This window comes from Saccharothrix hoggarensis (assembly GCF_042678885.1).
GTDB lineage: Bacteria > Actinomycetota > Actinomycetes > Mycobacteriales > Pseudonocardiaceae > Actinosynnema > Actinosynnema hoggarensis.
The window spans coordinates 1-11,097 of the sequence record NZ_JBHTLK010000092.1; the positions used below are offsets into that span (position 1 = coordinate 1).

At 72.6% G+C, this 11,097-nt stretch carries 10 protein-coding genes and 1 pseudogene; 6 read left to right on the forward strand and 5 right to left on the reverse strand.

Translation table 11 applies throughout. The annotated features are described in order from the left end of the window. Window positions 1–1,046 (reverse strand): annotated as a pseudogene (locus tag ACFQ3T_RS18460) (hypothetical protein); the annotation flags it as partial. Between the two features lie 92 nt (window positions 1,047–1,138). On the opposite strand from ACFQ3T_RS18460, the gene ACFQ3T_RS18465 reads away from it, so the two are divergent. Beyond that, window positions 1,139–1,795, forward strand: coding sequence for a DUF2461 domain-containing protein (locus tag ACFQ3T_RS18465; RefSeq protein ID WP_380724532.1), 657 nt, complete (start codon window positions 1,139–1,141; stop codon window positions 1,793–1,795). Here ACFQ3T_RS18465 and ACFQ3T_RS18470 read toward each other — a convergent pair. Further along, window positions 1,770–2,117, reverse strand: coding sequence for a VanZ family protein (locus tag ACFQ3T_RS18470; protein WP_380724533.1), 348 nt, complete (start codon window positions 2,115–2,117; stop codon window positions 1,770–1,772). The genes ACFQ3T_RS18465 and ACFQ3T_RS18470 overlap by 26 nt on opposite strands. 82 nt (window positions 2,118–2,199) lie before the next feature. Between ACFQ3T_RS18470 and pyk the strand changes: the two genes are divergently transcribed. From pyk to ACFQ3T_RS18485, 3 genes are read left to right on the forward strand one after another with little or no spacing between them, the layout of a single operon-like run. Further along, complete coding sequence (gene pyk, locus ACFQ3T_RS18475) at window positions 2,200–3,624, forward strand: pyruvate kinase (RefSeq protein WP_380724534.1); 1,425 nt, start codon at window positions 2,200–2,202, stop codon at window positions 3,622–3,624. Between the two features lie 8 nt (window positions 3,625–3,632). Then, window positions 3,633–4,556, forward strand: a complete 924-nt coding sequence (gene tesB, locus ACFQ3T_RS18480) for an acyl-CoA thioesterase II (protein ID WP_380724535.1) — start codon at window positions 3,633–3,635, stop codon at window positions 4,554–4,556. A 52-nt stretch (window positions 4,557–4,608) separates the two neighbouring features. Then, window positions 4,609–5,169, forward strand: a complete 561-nt coding sequence (locus ACFQ3T_RS18485) for a Uma2 family endonuclease (RefSeq protein ID WP_380724536.1) — start codon at window positions 4,609–4,611, stop codon at window positions 5,167–5,169. Here ACFQ3T_RS18485 and ACFQ3T_RS18490 read toward each other — a convergent pair. Further along, on the reverse strand, window positions 5,159–6,544 hold the full coding sequence (locus tag ACFQ3T_RS18490) for a pyridoxal phosphate-dependent decarboxylase family protein (RefSeq protein ID WP_380724537.1): 1,386 nt from the start codon (window positions 6,542–6,544) through the stop codon (window positions 5,159–5,161). The two genes, ACFQ3T_RS18485 and ACFQ3T_RS18490, sit on opposite strands and share 11 nt — an antisense overlap. Window positions 6,545–6,554: 10 nt before the next feature. Beyond that, window positions 6,555–7,061 (reverse strand): Lrp/AsnC family transcriptional regulator, encoded by a 507-nt coding sequence (locus ACFQ3T_RS18495; protein ID WP_380724538.1) that lies wholly within the window; start codon window positions 7,059–7,061, stop codon window positions 6,555–6,557. Between the two features lie 59 nt (window positions 7,062–7,120). On the opposite strand from ACFQ3T_RS18495, the gene ACFQ3T_RS18500 reads away from it, so the two are divergent. Further along, on the forward strand, window positions 7,121–7,723 hold the full coding sequence (locus tag ACFQ3T_RS18500; RefSeq protein ID WP_380724539.1) for a LysE family translocator: 603 nt from the start codon (window positions 7,121–7,123) through the stop codon (window positions 7,721–7,723). A 12-nt stretch (window positions 7,724–7,735) separates the two neighbouring features. Here the strand turns inward: ACFQ3T_RS18500 and ACFQ3T_RS18505 are convergent, their stop codons facing one another. After that, complete coding sequence (locus tag ACFQ3T_RS18505; RefSeq protein ID WP_380724540.1) at window positions 7,736–8,962, reverse strand: cytochrome P450; 1,227 nt, start codon at window positions 8,960–8,962, stop codon at window positions 7,736–7,738. Between the two features lie 174 nt (window positions 8,963–9,136). Here ACFQ3T_RS18505 and ACFQ3T_RS18510 point away from each other — a divergent pair, with 174 nt between their 5' ends. Then, complete coding sequence (locus tag ACFQ3T_RS18510) at window positions 9,137–10,966, forward strand: sigma-70 family RNA polymerase sigma factor (protein WP_380724541.1); 1,830 nt, start codon at window positions 9,137–9,139, stop codon at window positions 10,964–10,966. Window positions 10,967–11,097: the final 131 nt, after the last annotated feature.

The following is an 11,097-nucleotide window of genomic DNA, read 5'->3' on the forward strand; positions in this document are numbered from 1 at the left end:
AACCGCCCGGCGACCTCCGCCACGCGACCGGCCAGCACGGCGCGTCCCAGCGCGGTCGACACGCCCAGCGCGATCAGGCCCACCGACTCGGCCTCCACCAGCGCCGCCTCCGTCGCGGCCCGGCTGTGCACGGCGGGCCGCGACCACACCAGCTCCGCCACCACCTCGTGCCGGTGCTCGAACGCCTCGTCCTCGCCCAACCGCGCGTACCGCTCCAGCACGCCCAGCCTGGTCCGGTCGCCCGCCTCCGACGACGACGGCTCGGCCGACGCGGGCCGCTGCCTGCCCGGCGTCCACGTCATCCGGGGCCACGCCTCGGCCAGCGCGGCCAGCCGCTCGGCGGGCGGCGCGGCACGCCACGCGTCGGACCGGACGGTCGGCGTCAGCCTGCCGTCGTCCACCGCCAGCAGCCGCGCCTCCACGGCCAGCTCTACCCACAGCCGCGCCCGCGGCTCGTCGGCGCGCAGCATGCCCGCGACCCGCCGCAGCTCCCGCGACCCGACCCCGTTGCGGCACGCCACCTGGTCCCAGTCGCACAGCTCGACGAGCCGCGTCACACCATCCACAGTGGACGTCGCGGGCGTGGTCGCGGCGCGGTCGGCGAACCCCCGGTCCTGCGCGGCACGGCGGGGCGCGCGGGGCGCGGGCGTGATGCGGCGCGCCGGCTCCTCGGTCAGCAGCCGCAACCCCGGCGACGTGACCAGCCGGTCCTCCGAGGGCCACACCAACGCCCTCGCGCGCAACTGCAGCAACGTCCGCTTCAGCTCGGCCCGCGACGCCTTCCCGTTGCAGCGCAACCGTTCCGCCAGCGCCTCCACCCCGGCCTCGTCGCCCAGCCGCACGGCGGTGTCCAGCACGTCCCGGCACGCCTGGTCGAGCCCGTCGACGGCGGCCCGCAGCGACGCCGCCGAGGTCAGCTCGTCCGCGAGGTCACGCAGGGATCGGGGCCGGCGGTCGGCGGCGTCCCTGCGCAGCGCCAGGACGGCCTGGACGTCCTGTGCGTCGAGTTCGCGCAACCAGCCGGCCAGTGCCGCTTTCCTACCCACTCGGCCGATTATGCACAGGACGTGACCGACCGGTCATCCACTGCGATAAGGCGATCGAATGAGCCACCAATGGACGAACGTAAGCTGGTCGCGTGGAATTCAGCGGTTTCGGCGAACACGCCATCGACTTCTACGACGGGCTGGAGGTCGACAACTCGAAGGCGTACTGGGAGGACCACAAGCACCTCTACCAGGACGACGTGCGCGCCCCGATGGAGGCCCTGCTCGCGGCGCTGGAACCCGAGTTCGGCCGGGGCAAGGTGTTCCGGCCCTACCGGGACGTCCGGTTCAGCAAGGACAAGACCCCGTACAAGGACCACTGCGGCGGCGTGGTCGAGCTCGGCCGCGGCGGCGGCGCCCACTACGTCCAGATCGGCACGGCGGGGCTGTTCGTGGCCGGCGGGTCGTTCGCGATGGCGTCCGACCAGCTCGCCCGCTACCGGGAGTCGGTCGCCGACGACGTGCGCGGCGGGACGTTGGAGCGGCTCCTGGCCGCCCTCACCGGCGCCGGCTGGGAGCTGCGCGGCGACAAGCTGAAGCGCGCGCCGCGCGGCGTCGACCCCGGGCACCCCCGGATCGAGCTGCTCAAGCACAAGCGCCTCTACGCGGCGAAGGTGTGGCCGCCGGACGACGTGCTGCACGAGCCGGGCTGCCTCGACCGCGTCCGCGACGCGTGGCGCGAGGTGACGCCGCTGGTCGACTGGTGCGCCGACCACGTCGGGCTCACCGAGGTCGGCTTCCGCCGCTGACCGCCGGCAGGCGCGCGAGGAGCAGGCCGAGGCCGATGCCGGCGACGTCCACGAGGCCGTCCAGGACGTCCCCGCCGCGCCCGAGCGGGGTGATGAGCCACTGCAACACTTCCGAGACCGCGGCGTAACAGATCAACCCCGCGACGAGCGGTCGGACCCGCAGCCCGGCGTACCGCCCGGTGGCCGTGAGCAGCGCGAACAGCAGCACGTGCACCACCTTGTCGGTGCCCGGCGGTGAGTCCGGCACACCTGACTGCGGGGTGAACAGCACGATGACGCTGAGCAACGCCGCGACCACGAACGGAAGGATTCTGACGCCCACCGGGCAGATTCTGCCGGTTTCACGGAGATTACCCCCCGGTACATCCTGATCGGTCCAGTGACAGCGACTACTCTCCTGAGACGTGAGTCGACGCGCGAAGATCGTCTGTACGCTTGGTCCTGCCACCGCGACCGAGGACAAGGTCAACGAGCTGGTAGCGGCCGGTATGGACGTGGCCCGGATGAACTTCAGCCACGGCAGCCATGCCGACCACAAGCAGGTCTACGACCTGGTCCGCTCGGCGGCCGAGGCCTCCGGACGTGCCGTGGGAATCCTGGCCGACCTGCAGGGACCCAAGATCCGGCTCGGCCGGTTCGCCCACGGCCCCGTCGAGTGGCGGACCGGTGACATCGTCCGGGTGACCGTCGAGGACGTCGAGGGCACCCACGACCGCGTCTCCACCACCTACAAGCAGCTGTCGCAGGACGCCAAGGTCGGCGACCGGCTGCTGGTGGACGACGGCAAGGTGGGCCTGACCGTCACCGAGGTCGACGGCCCCGACGTGGTCTGCGAGGTCACCGAGGGCGGCCCGGTCAGCAACAACAAGGGCCTCTCGCTGCCCGGCATGGACGTGTCCGTGCCCGCGCTGTCCGAGAAGGACATCGAGGACCTGGAGTTCGCCCTCAACCTGGGCGTGGACTTCATCGCCCTGTCGTTCGTGCGCTCGCCCGCGGACATCGACCTGGTCCACCAGGTCATGGACCGCGTGGGCCACGGCCGCAAGCCGGTGATCGCCAAGATCGAGAAGCCGGAGGCGGTCGACAACCTGGAGGCGATCGTCCTCGCCTTCGACGGCGTGATGGTCGCCCGCGGCGACCTGGGCGTGGAGCTGCCGCTGGAGCACGTGCCGCTGGTGCAGAAGCGGGCCATCCAGATCGCCCGCGAGAACGCCAAGCCGGTGATCGTGGCCACCCAGATGCTCGACTCGATGATCACCAACTCGCGGCCGACCCGCGCCGAGACGTCGGACGTCGCGAACGCGGTGCTCGACGGCGCGGACGCGCTGATGCTGTCCGGCGAGACGTCGGTCGGCCGGTACGCCATCGAGTCGGTCAAGACCATGGGCCGCATCATCGAGGCCGTGGAGACCGAGTCCACGCAGGTCCCGCCGCTGACGCACGTCCCGCGCACCAAGCGCGGCGTGATCTCGTACGCGGCGCGGGACATCGGCGAGCGGCTGAACGCCAAGGCGCTGGTCGCGTTCACCCAGTCCGGTGACACGGTCCGGCGGCTGGCCCGCCTGCACACGCCGCTGCCGCTGCTGGCGTTCACGCCGGAGCAGAGCGTGCGCAGTCAGCTTTCTCTCACCTGGGGCACCGAGACGTTCCTCGTGCCTAAGGTGGACTCGACGGACGAGATGGTCCGCCAGGTCGACCTGTCGATGATCGACATCGGCCGGTACCAGCCGGGCGACCTCGTCGTGGTCGTGGCAGGCTCGCCGCCTGGCACCATCGGCTCGACCAACCTCATCCGGGTGCACCGCCTGGGGGAGGACGACCACGCTTAGGAGTTGACGTGACCGAGGCTGCCCGCGCCGCGGCTTCCGCCGAGTTCTCGGACGTTCCGCTGGACACCGACGGCGTGCCGCACGGGCAGCCCGTGCTCGACCGCCTCGTCGCGCTGCTCGACCTGGAGCGCATCGAGGAGAACATCTTCCGCGGGGTGTCGCCCGCCGAATCGCCCGTGCGGGTGTTCGGCGGGCAGGTCGCCGGTCAGGCCCTGGTCGCCGCCGGCCGCACCGTCCCGCCGGAGCGCCGGGTGCACTCGCTGCACTCGTACTTCATCCGCGGCGGTGACCCGACGGTCCCGATCGTGTACGAGGTCGACCGCATCCGGGACGGCCGCTCGTTCACCACCCGGCGCGTCGTCGCCGTGCAGCACGGCAAGGCGATCTTCTCGCTGTCCGCGTCGTTCCAGGTGGACGAGACCGGCATGGACCACTTCGAGCCCATGCCCGAGGTGCCGTCGCCGGACTCCCTGCCCACGTACGCCGAGTCGGCGGCCGGGTACCTGGAGAAGGTCGGCATGGCGCGCCTGCCGAGGCCGATCGACATCCGGTACGTCACCGAGCCGCCGTGGCGGGCGCGCGAGACGGGGCCGGGCGAGGCGCGCAGCCAGGTGTGGATGCGCGCCGACGGCAAGCTGCCGGACGACGAGCTGCTGCACGTGTGCGTGCTGGCGTACGCGTCCGACATGACCCTGCTCGACTCGGTGCTCGTCCGCCACGGCGTGTACTGGGGCACGGACAAGGTGCTGGGCGCGAGCCTCGACCACGCCATGTGGTTCCACCGCGGGTTCCGGGCCGACGAGTGGTTCCTCTACGACTGCGAGTCGCCGTCGGCGTCGGGCTCGCGCGGCCTGGCGACGGGCCGCTTCTACAGCCAGGACGGCCAGTTGGTGGCTACCGTGGTGCAGGAGGGCCTGCTGCGGGTCCTGTGATCGACCGGCTACGCTGCGCAGTCAACGGGGACGTCATGGGAAGTGGGTCGCGATGAGCACGATGCACTGGCCTGACCACTGGCTCACGCTGGAAGAGTGGGACGCGCTCCCTGAGGACGAGTTGCACCACGTCGAGCTGGTCGAGGGAGCCTTGCTCCTGTCGCCCAAGCCGGCTCTCAAACACCAATTGGCCGCGAAGCGGTTGGGCACCTGGCTGGACGAGCAACTGCCTCACGACGTGGTGGCGGTGCCGGAGATCGATGTGCTGATCAACCCCGTGCCTCCGATCACGGTGCGCGCACCCGACATGGTCATCGTCCCGACCGAGCGTGCTCTGGAGTACCCGAAGCGCGTCGACCCCGACGATGTCCTGCTGGCGGTCGAGATCGTGTCACCGGGGACGAGGCGCATGGACCGCATGCTCAAGCCGATCGAGTACGCCGACGCGGGTATTCCGCACTGCTGGCTGCTCGAACTCGACGAGCCGATCACGCTCGCGGCGTCCACCCTGGTCGACGGCGAGTACAGGCACGTCGCCGGCGGCACCGGCAAGGTCGAGGTACCGAGCCCCTTCCCGGTTGTCCTCGATCTCGACGCGCTGCTCAGCCGCTAGCCGCCAGCGCCTGCCACAGCGCGCGCACGTGGTGTTCTTCCGTTGACTCCGCGCCGATGGCCACGCGGATCGCGAACCTGCCGTTGACGGTGGTGTGGGTGACGAACGCGTCGCCGGCCGCGTTGACGCGGTCCATCGCCTCGCGGGTGGCGTCGTCGCCGTCGCGGTGGGCGAGGGTCAGCAGTGCCAGCGACCGCGGCGCGACCAGGCGCCACTCCTCGGACCCCGCGACCCACGACTCCAGCATCTCCGCCAGCTCGACGTGGCGGCGCAGGTGCGCCCGCACGCCCTCCAAGCCGTACCAGCGCAGCACCGACCACAGCTTCAGCGCCCGGAACCGGCGGCCGAGCGGGATCTGCCAGTCGCGGTAGTCGACGACGGCGCCCGATTCGGTCGCCGTGTTGCGCAGGTACTCCGGCAGGATCGTGAGGGCGTCCACGAGCACGTCCGGGTGCGCGGTCCAGAACAGGGACAGGTCGAACGCGGTGAGCATCCACTTGTGGGCGTTCGCGGTGAACGAGTCGGCCTGGTCCAGGCCGTCGAACAGGTGCCGGAACTCGGGGCACAGGGCCGCCGGGCCCGCCCACGCCGCGTCGACGTGCAGCCAGATCCCGTGCTCGGCGCACAGCGCGGCGATCTCCCGCACCGGGTCCACCGCGCCCGTGCCCGTGGTGCCGACGGTGGCGCACACCAGGACCGGCTTGCGACCGGCCTCCACATCGGACTCGATCCGCGACGCCAGGTCGTCCACGCGCATCGCCAGCACGTCGTCGACGTCGACCGACCGCACGGCCCGCTCGCCCAACCCGGCCAGGCGCGCGGCCCGTTCGATGGACGAGTGGGTCTGCGAGGACACGTACACGGTCTCCGTGCCGTCCACACCGGACTGCCGCCACGTGCCGCCGGACTGGCGGTGCAGGGCGGCGAGGAGCGCGACGAGCGCGGCCGACGACGCGGTGTCCTGGATGACGCCGCCGCCGCGGAACCGCTCGGGCAGGCCCATCGCGCCGACCAGCTCGTCCAGGAGGTGCTGCTCGACCTCGGTGGCGGCGGGCGACGTCGACCACAACATGCCCTGCACGCCCAGGCCGGACGAGAGCAGGTCGCCGAGCACCGACGGCAGCGACGCGTTGGACGGGAAGTAGGCGTAGAAGCCGGGGTGCTGCCAGTGGGTGGTCCCGGGCAGCACGACCCGGTCGAGGTCGGAGAGCAGGCCGTCGAACCCCTCGCCCCGCTCCGGCAGCGGGGCCAGCCGCTCGCGGACCCAGCCCGGTTCGACCCGCGACCTCACGGGGAGGTCCGCGACCCGCTCGCGGTAGTCGGCGATCCAGTCGATCACCTCGTGTCCGATCCGGCGGAACTCGTCAGGCTGCATGGGGTGCAGGTTAGACGCGCCGCCTGCGGTGCAGCGGACGCCGGTCGTCGGGCGGGGTGAGGGCCCGCGTCTCGACCCGTTCCAGCACCACCGAGCTGGTCAGGTTCCGGACCTCGGTGCGGGAGGCGATCTTGTCCATCAGGAACGCCTGGAGGTGCGTGCTGTCGGCCACCGCGATGTGCACCAGGAAGTCGGCCTGGCCGCTGACGTGGAACAGCGACCGGGTCTCCGGCTGGGCCATCACGAACTGCCGGAACGCGGCCACCACCGGCCTGGTGTGCGGGCGGACGTTCACCGACACCACCGCCTCCAGCGGCAGGCCGGTGGTCCGGGGGTCGACCTCGGCGTGGAACCCGGTGATCACGCCGAGGTCCCGCAGCCGGCGCACCCGCTGCAGGCACGTGGACGGCGCGATGCCGACCCGGTCGGCCAGGGTCCGGTTGGGCAGCGTCGCGTCGTTCTGCAACGCCTCCAGGATCGCCCAGTCGACCGAATCCAGTTCGGCTACGTCGCTCACAACCGAACACGGTACTCGTCGGGTGGAATACACCCGAACGTCCGGCCGAGGATGCCGCCGTGCACATCGCCTGGACGTCCTTCCTGCTCGCGCTCGTCGTCATCACCGTCGTGCCCGGCCCGGACTTCGTGCTGATCACCGGCAACGCGGTGCGCGGCGTGCGGCCCGGGGCGGTGACCGCCCTCGGCGTGGTCACGGGCCTGCTGGTGCACGCCGCGCTGGCCACCGTGGGGCTGTCCGCGCTGGTCGCGGCGGCGCCGGCGGCGTTGCTGGCGGTCAAGGCGGTCGGCGCGCTGTACCTCGCTTACCTGGGCGTGATGACGTTGCGCGCGGCGCGGGCCGGCGGGCCGATCGCCAGGGCGCCGAAGTCCGACCGGTCGCTGTTCCTGCGCGGCCTGCTGTGCGACCTGCTCAACCCGAAGGTGATGCTGACGTTCCTGAGCCTCGTCCCCCAGGCGATGGACCCGACCGCGCCGCCCCTGCCCCAGGCGGCGCTGCTGTCGGCGGTCGCGGTCGGCGTGTTCGCGTGCTTCTGGGCCGTGGTGGTGCCGCTGGCCGGTCGGCTGTCCGCGCTGCTGTCGCGGCCCCGGGTGCGGCCGGTGTTCGAGCGGCTGTGCGGCGCGGCGTTGATCGGCATGGCCGCGTCGGTGCTCGCCGCCTAGGGCCGCGAGGCCCTACCGGGCCGGGTCCGTCCACGTCACCGGCAGCGCGTGGACGCCGTAGATGTTCATGTCGGTCCTGAGCCGCACCTCGTCGGCGGGGACGGCGAGCGCCAGGGTCGGGAAGCGGCGCAGCAGCCCCGCGAGACCGGCGCGCATCTCGATCCGGGCCAGCTGCTGGCCCAGGCACTGGTGGACACCGTGGCCGAAGGCCAGCTGACCGCGGGCCGCGCGGCGGACGTCGAGGGTGTCGGCGTCCTCGAAGCGCAGCGGGTCGTGGTTGGCGGCCAGCAGCGAGACGACGACGGTCGACCCCCGCGGGATGGTCTCCCCACCGAGTTCGAGGTCTTCGGTGGCGTAGCGGTAGAAGATGTCCGCCACGGACAGGTAGCGCATCAGCTCCTCGACGGCGCCGGGCACCAGGTCCGGGTCGGCGCGCAGCGCGGCGAGCTGGTCGGGGTGCTCCAGGAGCGCGAACGTGCCCAGCGACAGCATGTTCGCGGTGGTCTCGTGGCCCGCGAGCAGCAGCAGGAACGCGATGCCCGTCAGCTCCTCGACGGTCAGCTCGTCGTGCCGGGCGAGGTCGGACAGCATGTCCTCGTCGGGCGCGGCGCGCTTGGCCGCGACCAGGTCGGACAGGTACGTGGTGAGGCCGGTGTACGCGGCCATCTTCTCCTCCAGCGCCACCTCCTTCTCCATGAACTTGGCGGAGTTGGACTGGAACGTGTCCCGGTCCGCGTAGGGCACGCCGAGCAGTTCGCAGATCACCAGGGACGGCACCGGCAGGGCGAACTCCTTCACCAGGTCGACCGGCGGGGTCAGGGCCGCCATCTCGTCCAGCCGCCGTTCGACGATCTCGGCGATGCGCTCCTCGAGCTGCTTCATGCGCCTGACGGTGAACGCGCCGGTGAGCAGGCGGCGCAGCCGGGTGTGGTCCGGCGGGTCCATGCTGATGAACAGGCCGGGCACCTGCGGCGACGGTTCGGTGGCCGCGGGCATGCCGGGGACGTCGTACGGCACGTGGAGGACGCCGATGTCCTGGCGGGAGCTGAACCGGGTGTCGGCCATGAGCCGGCGGACGGCGTCGTAGCCGGTGACGAGCCAGCCCTCGTGGCCGTCGGGGAAGTGCAGTGGGCTGACCGGGTGCGCCTCGCGGAGCCGGGTGATGGCGCTGGGCGGGTTGAACGGGCCCGCGTCGCGGTCCATCGGCAGGCCGTGGGGGATGGGGACCGTTCGCGTCATCGGGGGTGTCCTTCCGTGGCTGGTGTCGGGATCACGATCACCGGACGGCCTGACACGGGGCTGACACGGGACTGACACCGGAGGCGGGGAGACGCGGGGCCGGGAAAAGTCGTTATCGTGTCGCCGTCCGACCGTCTCCGGTGGGTAGAGCCCGACTCGGCCGAGAGGAACGGTATGCGCACACCAGGGGACGCCGCGGCGGTGACGGCCGCGCAACGGGGTGAGCCCGGCGCGTTGGACGCGCTGGTGGCGGCCTACCTGCCGCTGGTCTACAACGTGGTGGGGCACGCCCTGGCCGGGCACCCGGACACCGACGACGTGGTGCAGGAGACGATGCTCCGGGCGCTGCACGGGCTGCCGAGGCTGCGCGAGCCCGAGGCCTTCCGGTCGTGGCTGCTGGCCATCGCCCTGAACCAGGTGCGCGACCACCACCGGACCCGGCTGCCGCTCGCCGACGCGGAACCCGACGACGTGGCCGACCCCGGCGCGGACTTCGCCGATCTGGCCATCACCCGGCTCCGGCTCACCGGGCAGCGCCGGGAGCTGGCGGCGGCCACCCGGTGGATCGGCGACGACGACCGGGAGCTGCTGTCGCTGTGGTGGCTGGAGCAGAGCGGCCGGATCACGCGCGCCGAGCTGGCGTCCGCCCTCGACCTCACGCCGCAGCACGCGGCCGTGCGGGTGCAGCGCATGAAGGCGCAGCTCGACGCGGCGCGGGTGGTCGTGCGGGTGCTCGCCCTGCCGCGGTGCGGCGACCTGGCCGAGGTGATCGCCGGGTGGGACGGGCAGCCGAGCGCGTTGTGGCGCAAGCGGATCGTGCGGCACGCGCGGGAGTGCGCCCGGTGCGGGCGGGGGTTCGAGGACCTGGCGGCGGTGGACGGCCTGCTGGCCCGCATCCCGCTCGTGCCGCTGCCCGTCGGGTTCGACTTCCTCGGCGCGGAGCCCGTGGTCGCCGTGGCGCGGAAGGGGTTCTGGGCGCACGCGGCGGCCAAGCCGTTGCTCCCGGCGGCGGCGGTGGCGGTGGTGGCGGTTGAGGTCGTGCTGCCCGTGGACGGCTGGCCGGAGCCGCTCGGTGTGGCCGCGCCGCTGACCGTCACGACGACCACCACGTTCGTGCCCACGACGACGTCCACGACGACGTCCACGACGACGACCGCGACGACGACCGCGATGACGACCACGTCGGCGCCCGCGACCCAGCCGGTCGCCCCGACGTCGGCCGCGGCCCCGGCGCCCGCCCCGACTCCCGCCCCGGCGCCGGCCCCCGTGGCCAAGTCGGCGAAGAAGGGCGTCGCGACCTGGCACTTCGACGGCGTGACGCGGGCGCTGTCGGACGTCGGCGCGGGCTGGTTCTACAACTGGGCCACGACCAGGGAGGACGTGCAGGCGCCGCCGGGCGTGGAGTACGTGCCGATGATCTGGGGCGCGAAGCACGTGACGCCCGCCAACCTCGAAGCGGTGAAGGGGCAGGGCGCCACGCTGCTCGGGTTCAACGAGCCCGACCTCTCCGAGCAGTCGAACCTGACGGTCGAGCAGGCGCTGGACCTGTGGCCGCGGCTGCAGGCGACCGGGATGCGGCTGGGCAGCCCCGCCGTCGCCCACAGCGGCGACAAGGCCGGCGGCTGGCTGGACCGGTTCCTGGCCGGCGCGCGGCAGCGCGGGCTGCGGGTCGACTTCATCACGGTGCACTGGTACGGCTCGGACTTCGGGCCGGCCGCCGTCGGCCACCTGAAGAACTACCTGGACGCCGTGCACGCCCGCTACGGGCTGCCGATCTGGCTCACCGAGTACTCGCTGATGGACTTCTCGGGCGGCGGTGCGCGCTACCCCGACGAGCGGCAGCTGGCCGACTTCGCGGGCGCGTCGTCGCGGATGCTCGAAGGACTGCCGTACCTGGAGCGCTACGCGTGGTTCGCGCTCCCCGCCGACAAGCCGGGCACGGGGTTGTACCTGCCCGGGGGAACGCCGAACCGGGCCGGCGAGGCCTACCGCGCCACCGGTTAGGTGAGCGCCCGCCGCCGGTGGTGCGGCGGCGGGCGCTCCGCGGTACCCGGTCCGCCGCTGGTCGAGCAGCGGCGGACCGGGCCGCACGCGGCGACCGGCTGTGTGCAGCGGGTCGACCGGTGCGGTGGAGC